Annotated in this window: 18 protein-coding genes; 6 read left to right on the forward strand and 12 right to left on the reverse strand. The window is 46.6% G+C overall.

What is annotated here, in order from left to right:
• The first annotated feature begins 7 nt into the window (after positions 1-7).
• From LG211_RS05760 to LG211_RS05775, 4 genes are all read left to right on the forward strand, one after another.
• Positions 8-868 (forward strand): GNAT family N-acetyltransferase, encoded by an 861-nt coding sequence (locus LG211_RS05760; protein WP_269477145.1) that lies wholly within the window; start codon positions 8-10, stop codon positions 866-868.
• A complete protein-coding gene (locus tag LG211_RS05765; RefSeq protein ID WP_336246036.1) occupies positions 861-2,213 on the forward strand; it encodes an MATE family efflux transporter in 1,353 nt (450 codons plus the stop codon). Before LG211_RS05760 ends, LG211_RS05765 begins: the two co-directional genes overlap by 8 nt.
• Positions 2,214-2,587: 374 nt before the next feature.
• Positions 2,588-3,028, forward strand: coding sequence for an RNA polymerase sigma factor (locus LG211_RS05770; protein ID WP_269477146.1), 441 nt, complete (start codon positions 2,588-2,590; stop codon positions 3,026-3,028).
• A complete protein-coding gene (locus LG211_RS05775; RefSeq protein ID WP_269477147.1) occupies positions 3,018-3,230 on the forward strand; it encodes a helix-turn-helix domain-containing protein in 213 nt (70 codons plus the stop codon). The genes LG211_RS05770 and LG211_RS05775 overlap by 11 nt, the downstream gene beginning before the upstream one ends.
• A 324-nt stretch (positions 3,231-3,554) precedes the next feature.
• Here LG211_RS05775 and LG211_RS05780 read toward each other — a convergent pair whose 3' ends face one another.
• The 10 genes from LG211_RS05780 to LG211_RS05825 form a co-directional block, all read right to left on the reverse strand.
• Positions 3,555-4,283 carry a hypothetical protein gene (locus LG211_RS05780; RefSeq protein ID WP_269477148.1) on the reverse strand — a complete coding sequence of 243 codons (729 nt, stop codon included), beginning with the start codon at positions 4,281-4,283 and terminating at the stop codon, positions 3,555-3,557.
• A gap of 17 nt (positions 4,284-4,300) precedes the next feature.
• The gene (locus LG211_RS05785) at positions 4,301-4,801 is read right to left on the reverse strand and encodes a hypothetical protein (protein WP_269477149.1); all 501 of its coding nucleotides are present in this window, start codon (positions 4,799-4,801) and stop codon (positions 4,301-4,303) included.
• 174 nt (positions 4,802-4,975) lie between these two features.
• Positions 4,976-6,412, reverse strand: a complete 1,437-nt coding sequence (locus LG211_RS05790; RefSeq protein ID WP_269477150.1) for an ATP-binding cassette domain-containing protein — start codon at positions 6,410-6,412, stop codon at positions 4,976-4,978.
• Positions 6,412-7,953, reverse strand: a complete 1,542-nt coding sequence (locus LG211_RS05795; RefSeq protein WP_269477151.1) for an ABC transporter substrate-binding protein — start codon at positions 7,951-7,953, stop codon at positions 6,412-6,414. Before LG211_RS05795 ends, LG211_RS05790 begins: the two co-directional genes overlap by 1 nt.
• A gap of 71 nt (positions 7,954-8,024) precedes the next feature.
• Positions 8,025-8,837 carry an ABC transporter permease gene (locus LG211_RS05800; protein WP_148396024.1) on the reverse strand — a complete coding sequence of 271 codons (813 nt, stop codon included), beginning with the start codon at positions 8,835-8,837 and terminating at the stop codon, positions 8,025-8,027.
• Positions 8,834-9,814, reverse strand: coding sequence for an ABC transporter permease (locus tag LG211_RS05805; RefSeq protein ID WP_269477152.1), 981 nt, complete (start codon positions 9,812-9,814; stop codon positions 8,834-8,836). The genes LG211_RS05800 and LG211_RS05805 overlap by 4 nt, the downstream gene beginning before the upstream one ends.
• Positions 9,815-10,227: 413 nt before the next feature.
• Entirely contained in the window at positions 10,228-11,031 is an 804-nt protein-coding gene (locus LG211_RS05810) for a hypothetical protein (protein ID WP_269477153.1), read from the reverse strand.
• Between the two features lie 654 nt (positions 11,032-11,685).
• The gene (locus LG211_RS05815; RefSeq protein ID WP_269477154.1) at positions 11,686-12,840 is read right to left on the reverse strand and encodes an NAD(P)-dependent malic enzyme; all 1,155 of its coding nucleotides are present in this window, start codon (positions 12,838-12,840) and stop codon (positions 11,686-11,688) included.
• A gap of 10 nt (positions 12,841-12,850) precedes the next feature.
• Entirely contained in the window at positions 12,851-14,515 is a 1,665-nt protein-coding gene (locus LG211_RS05820; RefSeq protein WP_253020477.1) for a glutamine--tRNA ligase/YqeY domain fusion protein, read from the reverse strand.
• A 107-nt stretch (positions 14,516-14,622) separates the two neighbouring features.
• Entirely contained in the window at positions 14,623-14,829 is a 207-nt protein-coding gene (locus LG211_RS05825; RefSeq protein WP_148396019.1) for a hypothetical protein, read from the reverse strand.
• Positions 14,830-15,012: 183 nt separating this feature from the next.
• Here LG211_RS05825 and LG211_RS05830 point away from each other — a divergent pair, with 183 nt between their 5' ends.
• Together LG211_RS05830 and LG211_RS05835 are read left to right on the forward strand one after the other, a co-directional pair.
• A complete protein-coding gene (locus tag LG211_RS05830) occupies positions 15,013-16,098 on the forward strand; it encodes a YibE/F family protein (RefSeq protein ID WP_148396018.1) in 1,086 nt (361 codons plus the stop codon).
• The gene (locus LG211_RS05835; protein ID WP_148396017.1) at positions 16,089-16,874 is read left to right on the forward strand and encodes a YibE/F family protein; all 786 of its coding nucleotides are present in this window, start codon (positions 16,089-16,091) and stop codon (positions 16,872-16,874) included. Before LG211_RS05830 ends, LG211_RS05835 begins: the two co-directional genes overlap by 10 nt.
• Before the next feature lie 585 nt (positions 16,875-17,459).
• Here the strand turns inward: LG211_RS05835 and LG211_RS05840 are convergent.
• Positions 17,460-18,638: an acetyl-CoA C-acetyltransferase gene (locus LG211_RS05840; RefSeq protein ID WP_148396015.1), complete on the reverse strand. Its 1,179-nt coding sequence runs from the start codon at positions 18,636-18,638 to the stop codon at positions 17,460-17,462.
• Between the two features lie 175 nt (positions 18,639-18,813).
• Entirely contained in the window at positions 18,814-19,749 is a 936-nt protein-coding gene (locus LG211_RS05845) for a DUF2156 domain-containing protein (protein ID WP_148396014.1), read from the reverse strand.
• Between the last annotated feature and the right edge of the window lies 1 nt (position 19,750).

A 19,750-nucleotide genomic window follows, 5' to 3' on the forward strand; every position in this document is an offset into this window, starting at 1 on the left:
CGCTGCAATGCAAATTAACATTATCAATGTAACCGAAGCAATCAATTACATTGAAAACAATTTAGCGGATAAGCTGGATTTAGAAATTGTGGCGCAAGCGGTACATTATTCAAAATATCATTTACATCGTGTTTTTACAGAAACGGTTGGACTAACGATTCATGATTATGTGCAACGGCGCAAATTAACGGAAGCCGCTAAACTGCTTATCTTTTCAGATAAGCCTATCATTGAAATTGCCCTAATTGCCGGATATGAAAGCCAACAAGCGTTTACCACTATTTTCAAGCTAATGTATAAAAAAACGCCCCGCCAATATCGGGAAGCAGAAGAATTTTATCCATTGCAGCTACGATATGTTTTGAATAAAAAACCTACAAAAATATGCGTCGAAATTGACTGGAAAAGGGATATTCTTTTTGCCGCAGACAGCGATATTCCTGCATGGATGGATTTGGTTCATCTTGTGGTTGACGGTTTTCCATACTTAAAAGAAGATGAATATTTGAAACAGCTAAAACGGTGTATTCAGAAAAAGCAAGCGTTAATTATAAAAGACGAAGCCACTATCATTGGAGCAATGGCATTTGACAATGAAACTGGAAGTATTGATTTTTTAGGGGTACATCCACAATATCGAAAGAGGGATATTGCGAAAGCCTTTTTGCAGAAGCTATGGGGCGAACTTTTGAAAAACACTCCTATCAGTATCACAACTTTTCGAGAGGGTGACAAGGCTGACCCCGGCTATCGTGAGGTATTTAAGAAATTGGGATTTGCTGAGGCAGAGTTACTCATTGAGTTTGGGTATCCCACACAAAAACTCACTTTGCATAAAGATAATTTGGAGGTAAGCGATTTTGAGTGATACCTTTTCTGAAAAACTCGAAAATCCGCTATCCAAAAACTTTACCATGCGGTCGCTTCTACAATTCGCATTTCCAACAATCCTTATGATGATTTTTATGGGATTATATACCATTGTTGATACGATTATTATTTCTCGTTTTGTAAACACAGCCGCATTATCAGCCTTAAATATTGTTACACCTGTCATCAACATAATAGTTGGTCTTGGGGCAATGTTGGCAACCGGGGGAAGTGCAATCGTAGCGAGAAAAATGGGTGAGGGCAATCCAAAGCGAGCTTCACAAGACTTTACATTAATTGTTTTGGCAGGAGCGATACTTGGTGTAGCCGTTGCCATATTGGGAAATCTGTTTATTGATAAGATTATATGGGGACTGGGCGCAAGCGAGCTGCTTTTTCCATACTGTAAGCAGTACCTTGCTACTCTGTTGCTATTTACACCCGCAAGTATGGTGCAGGTTCTATTTCAAAGTCTGATTGTGACAGCGGGAAAACCCGGCTTCGGAATGACCTTATCCATAAGCGCCGGGGCAGCCAATATACTGCTTGATTACATTTTTGTAGTACCAATGAATATGGGGATTGCGGGTGCGGCGCTCGCTACTGGAATTGGATATTTGATACCGACGACAATAGGGATTGTATTTTTTGCAAGGTCGAAAGGAACGCTTCGATTTCAAAAGCCTATACTTGATTTCCGCGTCTTATGGGGAAGCAGTTCTAACGGCTTTTCAGAAATGGTAAGCCAGATTGCAACGGCAGTGACCACCTTTTTATTTAATATTATGATGATGAAGCTGTTAGGTGAAAATGGTGTTGCCGCAATTACGATTATTATTTACACACAATTCCTGCTAACAACCTTGTACATAGGCTTTTCCATGGGCGTTGCACCTATCATTAGCTATAATTATGGCAGTAAGGATTATGAGCGTTTGAAGAAGATTTTCCGAATGTGCCTACTCTTTATCTGCACAATCTCTATTTTGGTATTTTCGATTGCAATGCTGCTCGGCTCACCGTTAGTTAGTATTTTTTCACCGAAAGGAACAGACGTATACCGAATTGCACGACAAGGATTTCTGATTTTCCCAATTAGCTTTTTGTTTTGTGGTTTCAATATATTTGCTTCTGCCACATTTACAGCCTTATCCAACGGGAAAGTATCAGCAATTATTTCTACGCTGCGAACATTTGTCTTTATTTCGGTTGCGCTTCTGATACTTCCACAATTTTTTGATGTCTTAGGAATATGGATTGCTGTTCCATTGGCAGAATTGCTCACGATATTTGTATCACTTGGTTTTATCATAAAGAAGAAACGGGTCTACCATTATTTATAACGATAGCACCACCCAACGGTAATAAAAAAACCGTTGTTGTGGCGGCAGGATAGCTATGTGCCTAAACAAAATACAGTGGCCTAACGGCGGTTTTGAAATAACAATCAAAACCGCCGTTTTCCTTTTCCCTCAAAAGTAATGACGACTGAACGCTGACAGATACGGCGGCTAATGGAGGTAACCACCATGAAGCGCATAGTCTATCGATACAATCCGACCATTTTTGAATTATCAAAAAAAGTCCATTCCTGCTCACTGGATATTGCGCCTATCAAGAGGAACTGTCACATCATATAGCATAACCGCCTGTTCAGTTTTGTACTGCACATGTGGTTTTTGTTATAGCCCTCATTCCACACGGAAAGGGAGTGAGAATGATGTTATCCACAGAATATAGGGAAAGTATTGAACGCCGGTTCCACGCATTTTGCAAAGCCGTATTGCACAATGAAGCCTGTAACTATTACAGGGAACGGAAACGCAGAACGCAGCATGAAATCTCTTATGAATACTTGCAAGAGAACACTTCTTTTGCGCCGCACAGCACAGATGAATACTTTGTATTGCAGGACAAGCCTACTGCCTTTGCAGTCAACGGGCAGACGGTTATTGTTGACAGTGAAAAGTTGGCAAAAGCCTTGTTGTGCCTATCGGAACGGCGGCAAGAAATTATCCTTATGCGCTATTATCTGCAATTAAGGGACAAGCAGATTGCGGCGTTATTGGGAAAGCCGCGCACAACCGTCAACTATCAGAAAAACGCAGCCTTGAAACAGTTGCGGAAAGAAATGGAGAAGATGAAAGATGAAGAATAGCAAATACAACCTTGTTCCCTATGAAGTGATTGAAAAAGCAATCACAGGTGATACCGCCGCGCTCCTTGCGGTACAGGAACGGCACAAAGTCTATATAGGCAGATTAAGCGGAGGGAACACCGATATGAAAGAGCGATTGAATGCCAAGCTGCTTATAGCTGTTATGAAGTTCCGAATGGAGTATCAGCCGCCGAGCAAGTAGCAAAGCCATGAGACAATCAAGAGGGCGCAAACGGATAGACCGCTTGTGCCCTCTCTGAATTATGGGGGTTCTTTGTTACGCAATAGAGGATATTTTCCCCTTGATTTATGCGGATTTACGGACGTAATAAGGGCATGGGTAAGGGTTTTATACTCGTACCCCTCAAAATGACGTTCTACTGCGTAACATCTGCCCTGTCAGCGTGGACATTTAGAGTGCAAAAAATAGCATTTATGTGGCTTCCAGAGTGCGGAAACGAGGTAGGCAATACAATATCCCTTGAAGGCACAAAATGCTGTTCCATTGTTCCATATAAATAACCACTTATTGATATAATCCTTGTACATCCCATGGCATTAAAATCCATTTTCCATTGTTTCTCCAAGGTATTCCCACACGTTCAGTAGTGCTCTCATAGACACAACCGAAAGTTAAGAGGGCCTCTTTTTTACGATTACCATCTGACCAAAACACTTTAACTATGACCTTTGACAAGGCACACGCTCGTTCTTCAATCTCAATAATTTCAAATGTGTCAAGTATTTTATGTTCAAATATTTTTCGGCATTCGCCAGCACGTTTTCCAGAAGAAAGATTTGCTGAAAACATTTTTTGCAGATGTGTTGACAACTTTCCATAGTTTTTGTTTTTCCATGCACACAACATCTCAACGACCTCAAGAATATACGGGTATTCTATATAATCCTTTGGTAATCCATTAGCGGGAATATCCTCGCCAACAATAACTGTATGTTTTTCCCATGATGAAATTTCCTCTCGTATCTGTTTGTTTTCTTTTATGAGCGCTAAAGTCTCTCTTATAGGGGGAGGATTGACTGATTTCTCATATTTAGCTTTTCTTGTATCTTCGCTGTTCTTCATTTTCATCCAATCGGCAACAGCGAACATAAGAGACACGCACTTGCATGATACATATTCATTAGCATAATTCAAATCACGACCATGCAAAATGCCATTCCGATAAGGGAGTGTACTCGTTTCGGTATTTGTTTTTGTGCGGTTCTGATTAAATATGCCTTTTAGTTTGGTCAAACCGTCGCTACATCCAACTAAACAATCCCATGCATCAACTGCTGTTCCCTCAGCAAAAAAACCTTTGCTTTTTGTGAAATCGTTAACGCCCCATCAACTATAATCAAGCCAAGGGGAACGCTCGCATGATACCTTTCTGCAAAATGGTCTTCAAAGAAACGCTGTATCAAATTATATCTCACGGCAAATACCCTTGAACTATTTTTTATCCAATGAGTAATTTTGTTGACGTCCGTTTTGTAGTAATTTATCAAAACCTGTTCAGCATTCTCAATTCCACCTTCCTCGAAAGCAGTATTTGCACTCTCTATAAGAGTCATACTCATACTATCATAGGCGCACCAACCGTAAGAGGAAAATCTTTCATTGAAAGCTGTTGTTTGCGCAATCATATTATCAAGTTGCTTTTCTAATGCGTTTAGCTGTTTTCTCTGTTCTGGTTTTAGAAATAGAGAAACGAGTTTCATAGTTTTTATGTCGCTTTGTAATTTGCCCATTGAAATGAGATTATCATCCATTCTTTTGCTCACCGCCTTTACAGATACATTTTATCATAAAACAACTCCGAATGTGTAATGCATTCGGAGTTGTTTGCAACCTTGTTTGTCAGCCGTTAAGTTAGTTTATTCTTTCTACTTCCTTATCGGCTGTTGCCTTTACGATAGCCCCTCCCTTTTTCTTTATGCCGCACCTCATTCCCCCATTTTCACGATACGGTCGCTGACATGACCTACCATGGGCAGGTCGTGGGCGATCAACAAAATAGTCAGGTTTCGTTCTTCCTGAAGCCGCCGGAAGAGGTGGACGATCTGCGCCTGGGTGGAAATATCCAGCGATGAGATGGGTTCATCGGCGATGATGAATTCCGGGTCAACGCTGATTGCCCGGGCGATGGCGGCGCGCTGTCTTTGCCCCCCGGAAACATCATAAGGCCGCCGGTCCATTAATGCAGGATCAAGCTCCACCTGTTCCATCAGCTCAGCGATCCGCTGCCGGTCGGGCGTTCGTTTTTCCGCTATGCGCAGCGGTTCGCCGATAATCTGGCGGATGGTCATCCGGGAATTGAAAGCGGAATCCGAATCCTGAAAAATCATCTGCTTCCAATTCTTGCTTTTCTTCTCATTAAAGAAGCGGATTTGCCCCGAAGTCGGCGGGTAAATTCCCATCAGGCATCTGGCCAAAGTGGACTTTCCGCATCCGGAGGGTCCGATTAAGCCCAAAATTTCTCCTTTATAAATATCCAGCGAAAAATCCTCCAGCGCATTTTGAATCGAATGCCTGTCCAGGGAAAAGCTTTTTTTTAAGTTGCGCACTTCCACCAAAGGCGTATCGAAGCGCTGCTGTTTGTGCTTGTGGTCGTGTCCCCGCCCCTTTCCATAATCCAAATATCCCAACAGTTTTTTTGTATAGGGATGGCCGGGCGCATCGAACACTTGACGAACCGATCCGGTCTCGACGATTCTGCCGTCTTTCATGATCGCTACCCGGTCGGCGATATCCTCAACCAGGCTCAAGTCGTGGGTGATAAAAATTGTCGCAATATCGATCTTTGCCAGCAGCTTTAAAATCTGCTTCTGGGTATCTTCATCCAGAGCAGTGGTAGGTTCGTCGGCCAGCAGAATTTGGGGATCGCCTGCCAGGGCAATGGCGATGGCAATTCTCTGTCGCATGCCCCCGGAGAAATGATGGGGCATCTGTTCATAGCGCTGCCGGGGATGATCGATTTCCACCAGGCGCATCAGCTCCAGGGCCCGTGCTTTGGGATCGTCGGTCCGCCCGGCGGCTGCTTCGGCGATCTGCCGGCCCACTGGCATGGTGGGATCGAGGGAGCTCATGGGATCCTGGAAAATCATGGCCACATCACGGCCCCTGCAGGGGACCATTTCTTTTTCTTCCAAAGGGACCAGATCCTGCCCCGAGAGCAGGATCTCCCCTTCCTTGATGCGGCCCCTTTCGCAGAGAATCTTCAACATGCTCTTGCAGAGAACGGTTTTGCCGCAGCCGGATTCTCCTACCAGCGCCAGGGTTTCCCCCTTGGCTAAAGAAAGCGATACCCCCTTAACCGCAGTCATCTCTCCCTGGGATGTTTCAAAGGCCACGATTAAGTTGTTGATGGTGAGTATGTCCATTATTTCATATCCCAGTCGTAAATATTCCAGAAAATTCCTACGCCGTGATGGCCGAGAACGGTTTCCTCTGTAATCCCGGTTATATCAGCCTTTCCAGCATAAACAGCATCGATGTAAGCGATGAAGGTATAGGCCGGGTCCTTTGCCAGCTCCGTCTGAAATTCCTTGTACAGGGGCAAACGGTCTTCCGCAGCTTCCTTTTCTCTTGCCTGCTGCAGGAGCTTGTCAACCTTGGCGTTGGAGTATCCGTTATAGTTGGCGCCCTTATCCGTGCCGAAAACTTTGTAGGTGTGATCGTCCGGATCAAAGGGGCTTCCCCAGCCGATGAGGAAGGCCTCCTGGCCTGCCCAGTCTGTTTCCGCCGGCGTTTTCACATCCACCTTGGCGCCGATTTCATTGAGGTTTTGCGCACAGATGTTGGCCATGTCCACGCGAACTTGGTCCCCCTGGGAGCAATTGATGGTAAATTCCAGCTTCTGTCCTTTTTTCGCATAAATTCCGTCAGCGTCCTTTTTCCATCCCGCTTTCTCCAGCAGCTCTTTGGCTTTATCCGGGTTATAATCATATTTTTCAACATCTTTGTTGTTGTAAGGCCCCATCTGCAGCGGCGAATAAGCTGCCTGCCCGTGGCCCAAAAGCACGCTCTTGATGATGGCATCCCGGTCAATGGCATAGCTGAGGGCCTTGGGCAGCTCGTGGTTGTTCTTAAACAAAGGATTATTGAAATTATACATGATTCCCCGATAATCGGCTGTTTTCATGGTATAAACTTTGAACTCATTTTTTCCTTCGAATTCTTCCATGGCTTTTGGAGTGATTTGGGCAAAATCCAGCTCTCCCGATTGAAGCTGGAGGGCCTTGGCATCGGAATCCTCGACGATTTTGAAGATTACTTTATCGATCTTGGGCGTTCCCAGGTAAAAGTCGTCGTTCTTTTCCAGCGTGATGGCCTGGCCCTTATCCCAGCCCGTCAGTTTGTAAGGTCCAGCGCCGACCGGCTTTTGGTTGAATTCATCCGTCGCCAGATCTTTTCCTTCCAGCAAGTGTTTGGGCAGGATGCCGATGGTCAGGTAGTCGAGCATGGCCACGTTGGGCGCTTTCATGGTGATCTTTACCGTCAAATCATCCGCGGCTTCCACCTTGGTGACATCCTCAAAGTTGGAAGCGTTTTCCGACCCGTTATCCGGGTTCATGATGGCTTCGATGGTGAATTTGACATCCTCAGCGGTGAGAGGCTCTCCATCGTGGAATTTGAGGCCTTCTCTCAGCTGAAAGGTATAGGTGTTGGTTTTTTCGTCAAAGGACCATTTCTCCGCAGCCCCAGGCGCCACTTCGTCCTTTTCGTTATGAGTGGTCAGTCCCAGAAAAATCAGGGAGTTGATCTCGCCGTGTTCGTACAGGGCCGGGTTAATGGCTGTGTAGTCACTGCTGCCGTACACCAGCGTTTTGCCTTCTTTTTTTGCATCGTCGCTGCCGCCGCATCCCGCCAGAATTCCGACTGACAGGATCAACGCCAAAAGTAAACATACTTTCTTTTTCATTCTTCTTTCTCCTTCGCTTTCAAAAGTAACTTGCCTCTACTCTTTCTATTTCAAGACCTGCTTCCTGCAGGTTAAATCAGCCGGTCTCTTCTGCCCGTTGTCCGCAGGTATTCTCCGATTTCCGTAATACAGATAAGGGTGATCACTAAAAATACACCCGGAATGATCAGCAGCCACCAGGCACCGGTCAACATGGCCTTTTGAGACAGGGACATCAGGCTTCCCCAGGAAATCACGCTGGTCGGAAGGCCCAGGCCCAGAAAACTGAGGGTTGCTTCGGCAGCAATGGCGCTGCCCAGGTTGGTCACGACCATGAACATGATGGCAGACATGAAGTTGGGCATCAAATGGTGCCAAAGGATATAAAAAAATCCGGCGCCCATGGATCTGGCGGCCAGCACATATTCCGCATCCCGCATCTGGCGTACCTCGCTGCGAACCATCTTGGCCACGGCCATCCACCCGGTGGCGCCCAGCACAATGCCAATGGATAGGACCGTCGGTTCTCCCCAAATGGCCTGCAGAAAGATCACCAGCAGAATCTGGGGAATGCTCATTAGGATTTCCGTAAAGCGCATCAGCAGGTCATCGATTCTGGGGCCTGCCAGCCCGGAAACGCAGCCATAGATGATGGCGGTAACCGTGGACAGCAAGGTTGCCAGCAGACCGATGGCCAGGGACAGTCTGCCTCCATTCCAGATAATGGCGAAAATATCCCGGCCCAGTGTATCGGTTCCGAAAAGGTGAGCGGCCGATGGTGCCTGGCTGATTGCTTCGGTATTCATGTAGTAAGGGTTCTGTCCCGGCATCAAGCCCGTCAGGAGACAGCCTGCAGCAATGACTGCCAGGATCGTGATTGAGATGTAAGGGAGTTTTCTGTTCATGACTGGCCCTCCCTGATTTCTTCGTATTTGATCCGCGGATCCAGCTTTTCGTTGATCACCTGGGCGATCATATTGGCCAGGACTACAGCCGCCCCGGTGATCAGGCTGATCAGCATCAGCATATTGTAGTCGTGGTACTGGGCGCTTTCCACTCCCAGCTCTCCCAGTCCGGGGTAGGAAAAGACCATCTCCACCACGTAAGCGCCGCCCAGCAGATGGGGCAGAAAAATAGCCATAATGCTGACGACCGCAGGCATAATATTCCGCAGACAATGGCGGTAAATGATCTGATTTTGGGTCAACCCCTTCACCTTACACAACAAAATATATTCTTTCCGAACTTCGTCGGATAATTTATTCCGCATCAAATAGGCGCAATACCAGAGATGGGATATGACAATCGCACTGACCGGCAGCACCAAATGGTGCAGGGTCTCTCCTCCCCCAAGAGCATGGGCACCGCTCTGGGGGAGAATTCCCAGTGTAACTGAAAAAAGCAGGATTAAAATCAGCGCTACAAAGAATTCGGGGATGCTGTTGGCCGCAACTCCGATCTTGCAGATCATCCGGTCCACGGCACGTCCCTCATGGCGCACGCAAAAGATGGCCAGCAGCAGTCCCAATACGAAAATCAGGAGAAAGGAAACTCCCGCAAGCAGCAGTGTATTTTGGTAGACATCTGCCACAACCTGTGCCGCCGGCTGTTTATAAATATAGGAAATCCCAAAGTCTCCGTGCAGCGCATCTGCAGCCCAGCGGATATACTGGACCGGTAAGGAGTCGTTCAGTCCCAGCCTCTCTCTGGCGTGATCCAGCTGCTGGACGGACATTTTTTCCACGCTTTCTCCATAATAAGCCCGCAGCGGATCGCCCGGGGCCAAGCGTGATACTAGAAATACCAAAATGGACAGCACAAGGATGGTCAGCGCCAGCTGACCGATTTTTTTCAAGATGTAGATGGCTGTTTGGTTTTTCATGTGGTTGCCCTTTCCTATGTAATAAAAAATCCACGAAAAGTAGGGCCTGCATTGATCAGGCGCTAACCTTCGTGGTTAAATTTCGCAACACTTCTTGTGTTTAATCCTTTGTTATTGTACCAATCGGCTTTGCTTGTGTCAAGAAAAATCTGGGTTTTATTCCAGGTGTGGGGTGCTGGGCTGGCTGAGGGAGCGGTATGGAGGGGGGAGCGGTGCGGCTCCCTCAGTGCGGAATCTGTGAAAAGCGGAAAATTTTTTAATTTAATTTCGTTTTTTACGCATTCCAATGGGGTTGCGGCCCTCGATCTGGCTTCGGACAGGAATTCGGCCTGCCTCCGCTGCTTTCCATAGCCGCAAACCGTTGAAAGCTGCGTAAATTCCAGCAAAATATCAAACTTTTTTCCCAACTATGCTCAGGACAGATATACGTCTACCCGCTCCTTTATATGCTGAAAGGTAAGGGGCGCCGTTTTTGTTTCCCAAGTCGCGATCAGGTTGTCGCCCAATCGATATCCGTGTTCTGAATACACCCGCAGCTTATCCATTGTATTTGCCGCATACGCTGGGTCGTCCATTTTTCCAAAGTGTTCCCAATAGATTTGTTTTCGGTGAACCGGATGGGCCGCGCAAAAATCCGGATAATAACAGTGCCAACCCCGCTGCAGCTTTGGCTCATAGCGAAAAAAGATTCCTTTTTGCTCCAGAATCGTGGCGATCTCTGCTTCTGCCTTTGAACGGGTAAGCTGCCCGCCCTCCGATTGATAGAGCAAATCATCCGGATGAGACAAGTTGCGGTCATAGGGTATAGAGGACCATTGCTCAGGGTAAATGTCTCCTTTTAAAAGAAAGGCTGTATGGTTCAGCCCTTTATAGTATGATGGTAACGAATCTTCTATTTTGGCCGCATCGTAAAGTTCCATCCTCTCGATGACTTGCTGAAGAAGTTTTAAATTTCGTTTTAAAACTGGCAGGGCTTTCTTCGTGTAACGCCGCTCTTTCAACTCGTCAATTAAGCGTTGCGCTTCTGATAAATTTTCCGGAATGAGAATCTGCCTGTTTTTTCCCTTGAATTTCACAGCGCGATAATAGCTGCCCCGTTTATAAATCAGGCTTCCGTCAGGCAGCTGTGCTTTTCGAAATTCCAGATCATGAATTAAAGCCTCATATCTACCCACTTCTTCTTTAATTTGCGCCAAAAGCTGTTTTTGTTTATACATAGTTGCACCTCGAATATGTAATTTTATTCCATTTTATATAAATATTACATATATTGCAAGCCCTTACGGAAAACTTATAAAATAAATTTCGCTTTTTACGCATTCCAATAGAGTTGCGACCCTTGATCCGGCTTCGAGCAGGGATTTTGCCTGTCCCGCCGATTTCCACAGCCGCAAACCGTTGAAACTTGCGTAAATTTCAGCGAAATATTAATCTTTTTTTCAAGTTATGTACCAGCACCTATCCCGGCCATGGGGCCACACCAGGCTCGCCTCGTCTCAGCAGGAAATCTACATTAAGCGGAAAACTTTCAAAATAAATTTCGTTTTTTACGCATTCCAATGGGGTTGCGGCCATCGATCCGGCTTCGGACAGGAATTCGGCCTGCCCCCGCCGTTTCCCACAGCCGCAAACCGTTGAAAGCTGCGTAAATTCCAGCAAAATATCAAACTTTTTTCCCGGCCATATCCGAACCCTTTCCCAATATTTCCCTGGGCTGCATGCCTCAGCCCAGGCCCAAACACCTCCGCAAAAAAAACAGCAGCCTCACGGCTGCTGCACATTTCACATCTTATATTTTTTTCGCCACGACGAAAAAATTTCACGATATTCAACCTTGCGGCAACGCCGCACTCAATGGAGAATATCGTATTCTATTCCTTCCATGCTGCGGCTACTGCCTCTGCAATGGCATCAGCAACCCCTGGATGGAATGCACTTGGAATTATGTATTCTTCGCACAGCTCCTCTTCATTGATAATATCCGCCAATGCACGAGCCGCCGCGATCTTCATATCTTCCGTAATCCGCTTGGCCCTTGCAGCCAGAGCGCCTTTGAAGATTCCCGGAAAAGCCAGCACATTATTGATCTGATTGGGAAAATCAGAACGTCCGGTGCCCACTACCCGTGCGCCCGCTTTTTTCGCCAGGTCGGGCATGATCTCCGGCTCCGGATTGGACATGGGCAGCACAATGGCATCATCCGCCATCGAGGCCACCATCTCCTCCGTCACGATCCGGGGTGCGGAAACTCCGATAAACACATCGGCACCTTCAAGGGCATCGGCCAAAGTCCCGTTGACCAAATTATGGTTGGTAATGCGGGCAATTTCCTCTTTGGCCGGAGTCAAACGATCATCGTTTTTCGCCAAAGGTCCGATGCGGTCGCAAACAATCACATCCCCAGCGCCCACCGAAAGCAGCATCTTGGCAATCGCCGCTCCCGCCGCTCCCGCACCGCTGATGACAACCTTCAAATCCTCCATCTTTTTTCCGACAATCTTCAGCGAATTGAATATGGCAGCAGTTACCACAACCGCCGTACCATGCTGATCATCGTGGAAAACCGGAATATCCACCTGTTCCTGGAGTTTTTTTTCGATTTCAAAACAGCGGGGCGCTGCTATATCTTCCAGGTTAATGCCCCCCAGCGTAGGCGCAATATTCTTAGCGATCATGACGATTTCTTCCACATCCTGTGTTTCCAGGCAGATAGGGATCGCATCGATCCCTGCGAATTCTTTAAACAACAGGGATTTTCCGTCCATGACCGGAATGGAAGCCAGGCCGCCGATATTACCCAGTCCCAGAACGGCCGAACCATCACTGATCACCGCTACGGTGTTGCTCTTATTGGTATACTTATATACATCTTCCGGATTTTCGTTAATCTTGCGGCACGGCTCAGCGACCCCCGGCGTATAGGCGGTGGATAAGTCGTCCTTATTTTTTACCGGTACTTTGCTGGCCACCTCCATCTTGCCTCTGTACTCTTCGTGCATTTTCAGGGATTCTTTATAGTAATCCATGTTTACTCCTTTATTTTTTCCAGGAACTTTTTAGTCCCACGATTTTGTTAAATACCTTTTCCGTCTCCGTCGTCAGCCCAGCGTCGGCAATATAGTACCCATGCCTGAAGAATTGAAACCGCTCTCCCGGCTGGGCTTGTCTCAACGCCGGTTCGGCATACCCCCAAGTCTCGGTCAGAGAATCGGGATTGAGCACAGTTTCGCCCTCTTCATTTTCCACCATCAGATAATCGTAATTGCGAATCTTTACCTTGACCGCAGTACGTGCGTCAACCCAATGGATCGTTCCTTTCACCTTGCGGCCTTCAAAACCGCTGCCGCTCTTGGTGGCCGGATCGTAGGTACAGTGCAGTTCCTTAATCGTCCCATCCTCGTTTTTGATCACATCGTTGCAAGTGATAAAATAGGCCCCTTTAAAGCGCACTTCATTGCCAGGGAACAGGCGGAAATATTTTTTCACCGGCTCTTCCATGAAATCGGATCCATCCACATACAGCTCCCTGCTGAATGGCACTTTGCGGCTGCTCATTTCCGGAACTTCCCGGTTGTTTTCAATCTCCATCTCCTCGGTCTGATCCTCAGGATAATTGGTAATCACAATCTTTATAGGATCCTCCACCACATTGCGGCTTTCCACCTTTGCCTTCAAATCCTCACGGACGCAGTGTTCCAGCAGCGCCACATCCACCGTGCTGTTGGCCTTAGAAACTCCAATCCGTTCACAGAAATCGCGGATCGCTTCCGGCGTATAGCCTCTTCTTCTAAGTCCTGCGATCGTCGGCATTCTGGGATCGTCCCAGCCGTCGACTACGCCATTGTCCACCAGCGCCTTTAAGTGACGTTTACTCATGACGGTATTGGTCAGATTTAAGCGAGCAAACTCAATCTGCTGGGGAGGAGTCTGCCATTCCAGCTCCTGGAGCACCCAGTCGTACAGTGGTCTATGGTCCTCAAACTCCAGCGTGCAGATGGAGTGGGTGATTCCCTCGATGGCATCCTCTATGGGATGAGCGTAGTCGTACATGGGATAGATGCAGTATTTGCCCCCTGTATTATGATGCTCTGTATGAGAAATCCGATAAATAACCGGATCCCGCATATTGATGTTGGGCGATGCCATATCGATTTTCGCCCGCAGAACCTTTTCTCCATCCGCGTATTTGCCTTCCTTCATCTCTTCAAAGAGCCTGAGATTTTCTTCTACGCTTCTATTTCTGTATGGACTCTCTTTGCCCGGCTCTTTCAGCGTTCCCCGATATTCTCGAATCTGATCCGCATTCAAATCACAGACAAATGCCTTCCCCTTTTTAATTAAACGGATGGCGAACTCGTACATTTTATCAAAGTAATCAGATGCCCAGAGGCGCTCGTCCCACTGAAAGCCAAGCCATTTAACATCTTCCTCAATGGCGTCCACATACTCCAGGTCTTCCTTAACCGGATTGGTATCATCATACCGCAAATTACATTTACCGTTATATTTCTCCGCGGTGGAAAAATTAAGACAAATGGATTTTGCGTGTCCAATATGAAGATACCCGTTGGGTTCCGGGGGGAAACGGGTATGTACCCGGTCTTCGTATTTCTGGTTTTCCAAATCCTTATCAATGATGTTATGGATAAAATTCGATGCGCTGTCCGGCGCCGCGGCCTGTTTTTTATCGATGTCTGCCATTCCTCGTTCCTCCTAAAAATATATCTTCTTATTATATCCCAATTTTGGTAGTAAATGCAATGAAAAAGGAGCCCCCTAAGCTCCTTTTTCTTTCATCCCATTACATTTTATTTATCTTTTTCCCAGACTGGTGCCGCCAGGAGCAGCGTATCCGCCTCCGGCGCCGCAAGTGCCGGCGTCTGCTGAGCTTCCAGCCGAATGTTCTGATTCGAATAAGCTGGATGCTGATGCAGCGCTTCACTTCCAAGCCCTGTAACACCCACTGCTAAAAGCATGGTGAAGGCTGTCGCCATTGCTACTGCTTTTTGTTTCATAGGTTTTCCCCTTTCCCTTTTGCAGCTTGTTTTCCCTTTTGTGGTTTCCATTATAGGCAACAAATGTGTCGGTTTCTTGACGAAAATCTTAAGAAATTCTGATGATCGTCAAAGGACCTTGCATTCACTTCCCTTCTTATTCTATAGTATGTCGTAGAAAATAGCAAGGAAAGGCGGACATGAATGTTACATAAAAAATTCGCAGCAAAACTTATAATTGTGCTATTCTTGTCGTTGATTGTCTACATAGCTGTATATAACAATTTCCAAGTATATGATACGACCATCGCTAAGGTCACCTCTGCGGTTCAGTCTGAGGAGAAGGATGGGTCAATCCGTCAGGCTATTACTGGAACTATAAAAAATGGAGAACACGAAGGACAAACGGTCACGTTGAAAAATACCTATGATCCGTCTCTTGCATATGATGAGCGATACAGTCGCGGCAGCCTCTTATTCCTTTCATTGAACGATAAAACCGGCTCTAGCCTGACTGGAACAGTAACAGGGGTAAAACGGGATCACTATGCGGTTCTGGTTCTCCTGGTCCTGACCGATCTTCTCCTTTTAGCTGGCGGAAAACAAGGATTTTACACAATCATCGGACTCGGCTTGAACATCGTTCTTTTTTACGGAATGCTCACCTTGTATGAGGCCGGAGTCAATGTCCTCTCCCTCACGATTGTACTGGTGATTCTGTTCTCAGCCATTGTATTAATCCTCATCAATGGTTTTAACAAGCGAACGTTCATATCATTGATTGCAACGCTGGCAGCGGTAGCGATCATCGGCCTGCTTTCTGCTGCGGTTATTCATTTTGGCCCTGAACTCAGTTATGAATTCATGGAATATTTGCCCGAACCCTATACCCGCAGCGAAGCTAATCTGCTATTTTTGTCAGAAATCCTCATTGGAGGGCTGGGTGTTATCATGGACATCGCAGTAACCATTACTTCCTGTTCTGCTGAGTTGATACGCAAAGACCCGCTTATTTCAAAGAAAGCATTGCTGCTTTCCTGCCGGCAGGTGGCTGACGATATAACAGGCACCATGATCAACGTGGTTTTTTTCACCAATATCGCTGCTTGCATCCCCGTTTTTCTCATTTCCATGAAAAATGACATCAGCTTTTTCACGGTAATGAAATACAACGCTTTTTTTGAGATCGCTCGTTTTCTCACGGGAAGTATGGGTATTATCCTCACCATTCCCCTGGCCATTTTTGCCGCATCTTGTTTCTTGAAAGGGGGCAAAAAATCATGCTGCTGATTTTTGCAATCTTGTTTATTCTGCTGGTTCTTTTCATCGGCGGTGATCGTTCCGCAAAGGCCTTGGTCACACTGGCAGGAAACGCCATTTTATTGACGGCGGCTCTGGTGCTCATCTATCTTGGCGTAAATCCTTTTATCTGTGCCTCCATTGCCTGTATCTTGATCACGCTGCTAACGCTCTTTTATCAGAATGAAATCAACGACAAGACCAAGGCAGCCTTTTGGTCTGTCCTCTTGATCATCGGTCTTTTGATTCCATTTCTGTGGTTTCTCGGTACACAAACGAACACGCAGGGATTCCCTGTCGGTCAGTATGAGATTCGCCCGTCCAACGGCTATAATGGCGCCATTGGCATCAATATGATCCTGCTGCAGATTTCGGCCTTGTTGATGGTTCTCATCGGAGCCGTCGTCGATACGGCTCTGGCCGTAACTTCAGCCCTTTATGAGGTACATCTGAATAACCCCCGGCTCTCCCGCAAAGAGCTGTTCATCTCGGGGATTTCCGTGGGCCGCGATATTCTCGGTTCTACAATTAATACGTTGTTCTTCATTTTTATTGCCGAGTATTTCACGCTCTTTCTTCAATTCATGGAATATTATTCTTTTGCCCAAATGGTCAACTCCAAAGAATTCGTGCAGGAAATTATTTCGATTGCAGTCAGCGGCACTGGATGCGTTCTGATTATTCCGGCAGCGGCAGCTTTGGGCGCAGGATTCTTCGGGCGAAAGCCAGGAGCTAAAGACAGGAAAGAGTTCTCCAAGGTGCGTTAGATGTTACTTTCCGAGATTCGCTTTGCTTCGCAATAATGTCTAAAAAAAGAGCGAACCTGGATGAATCTACATTTGTTTCCGGTTGCGGCCATAGAAAAAGTATTCAGCAGAAACAATACCAGGAACTGCAGGGATATCTTGAACGCTTAAAAACATATGCACATCATATAGAGGTCTGTGGGGATGAAAGAAACAGCTATTCCAAAACAGACCACGATGCTACTTTTATGCAGTTAAAACGGGATCATATGGGAAATGACCAGCTGCTCCCGGCGTATAATCTCCAGACTGCTGTTTGTGATGTATATTGCCGTAGTTGATGTAAAACCATACGCATCAGACATGGAATGCTTCGTTCCGTTAATGGAAAAATATCATGGGAATCCATATCGGGCAGTCAACTTTAAAGAAGACGAACATCATAGGTTTATTAAGTGCACACTTTTTTACCCTCAAAATCAATAGATCCTTCAGAAAACAGTTGATAAAACAAAGGACCGTCAGTTCCGGCAGATGCCGGAACTGGCGGTCCTTAACTAGGGACTTATTTTACAGCCCCTTTTTTCATACGACTCACGGATGCAATTATCTTTCTACGATCATTGCAGTTCCCTGTCCGCCTCCAATACAAAGTGTTGCCAGACCCTTCTTCGCGTCTCTTCTTGCCATTTCGTGGATCAAGGTGATCAGAATTCTTGTTCCGGATGATCCGATCGGGTGACCCAGTGCGATGGCTCCGCCGTTTACATTGAGGATTTCTTTATTGAAGCCCAGATCTTTTCCTACTGCCACCGACTGTGCTGCGAACGCTTCGTTGGCTTCGATCAGGTCCAGATCTTCGATGGTCATGTCGGCCTTTTCCAGTGCTTTTCTTGTGGAAGGCACCGGGCCGATTCCCATGATCTGCGGATCTACCCCTGCGGATGCATAGGATTTGATCGTCACCATCGGCTTGATTCCCAGTTCATCGGCCTTTTCCTTGGACATTACAATGACTGCAGCTCCAGCATCATTGATTCCGGATGCGTTGGCTGCTGTTACGATTCCGTCTTTCTTGAAAGCCGGTCTCAGTTTGCCGATTCCTTCTGCTGTTACCCCATCTCTTGGGAATTCGTCTGTATCAAAGATCACTGGATCGCCTTTTCTCTGCGGAATTTCTACCGGAACGATTTCATCTTTGAATTTGCCCGCTTTGATCGCTGCTACTGCTTTCTGCTGAGATGCTGCTGCGAACTCATCCAGCTCTTCTCTGGTCAGACCCCACTGATCTGCAATGTTTTCTGCCGTGATTCCCATATGTACGCCGCTGAACGCGTCAGACAGTCCATCCTTGATCATCATATCGATCATCTTGGTGTCATTCATTCTTGCTCCCCATCTTGCAGCAGGTACAGCATAGGAGGACATGGACATATTCTCCGCTCCTCCGGCTACTACGATATCCGCATCTCCTGCTTTGATGATCTGTGCGGCCAGCCCTACGGCTCTCAGTCCGGATCCGCATACCTTATTTATGGTCATGGACGGTACTTCCTTCGGGATTCCCGCATCCATTGAAATCTGTCTTGCAACGTTCTGGCCCAGGCCTCCCTGCAGGACGCATCCCATGATTACTTCATCGATGTCTTCCGGTTTGATTCCTGCCCGATTGATGGCTTCTTTCACTGCGATCGCTCCCAGCTGTCTTGCCGGAATGTTCTTCAGTGATCCGCCAAAACTGCCGATTGGTGTTCTTGCTGCACTTACGATTACAACCTCTTTCATTTTTCATGTCCTCCTTAAAATCCTCGCACTTTTCAGTGCCAAAGTAACTCTCGTTAGATTTTTAACCAGACTAACGCTCGCTTTTTCTACAATATTACCATACTATTTGAGAATTGCAAGCGTTTTTGTTAAAAATCTGTTAATATTTTAACAACTTTATAGCAAGCTGTTAAAGTCATTTGAATTGGGCGATATATTTTTCTACTAGTTTAACCGGCTTATAGGAAAGCTTTGCTTTGCGCAAATTAGGGATCCCCATATCTTCCTCACGGTTTATATATTCGATGTGGGAAGGCACATTTTTACAAAATTCATTGTTAATTGCCTGATAAAGTCCCCGAAAATTAATATTAGCTTTCTCCACATGAACGGTCACAGTGTTTTTGTTCAGGTACCCGCCTACGCTGAGGGCCTCGATCTTATCGTCGATCAGGATGGCGCCTGCCAGATAGCCGACCCTTTCCAGATTGCGGAACACATCCGCCATGGCCTCTTCTTCCATTTTCAGCAGCTGCATCTCGAATTCCGGGATCTCCTTGCGGGCGTTGAATTCCTCGATAAAGCGCATGGCATCCTCCGCCATGGCCGACGTCAGCTGTACATATTCAAATTGGTAATTTTTATGGAAATAGTTAAGATGATTCTTTTTGCCGTGATAATCCCTGCCCTTCAGATCCACCAGGTCCTGGCGTCTGTAAACATAATCGTAGTTGGGCCGGTCAGCTGCAAATTTAAGCTCGCCAGGGCACGCCGCTTCGATGATATCGATCATATGATCTGGAAGCAGGCGAAGGGTCAACTCATAGCCCTTTTCCTCAAAGATCCGCTTTGCTTCATAGATGGCCCGGCGCAGGCCTTCCTCTTCATAAACGCCCGTCTTTGTCAGCGGCGGAAAGAGAAAAGGTTCGATGGTGCCGTCCTCCATCTCCAGATGGCTGATTCCCGACAAAAGCAGGTAGTCTCCTGCCATCTGCCAGCTGAATCCATTGATGTTTCTCCACATATACAGGGAGGAAAAGGACAGGCCAGAGGTCTGATAATCATAGCCGTTTAAATATTTTTCTAAGTGCGATCGGTCTTCGATCGTTATCTGATTTTCAAACATAAACATG

This window comes from Hominibacterium faecale, from assembly GCF_020734085.1.
Classification (GTDB): domain Bacteria; phylum Bacillota; class Clostridia; order Peptostreptococcales; family Anaerovoracaceae; genus Hominibacterium; species Hominibacterium faecale.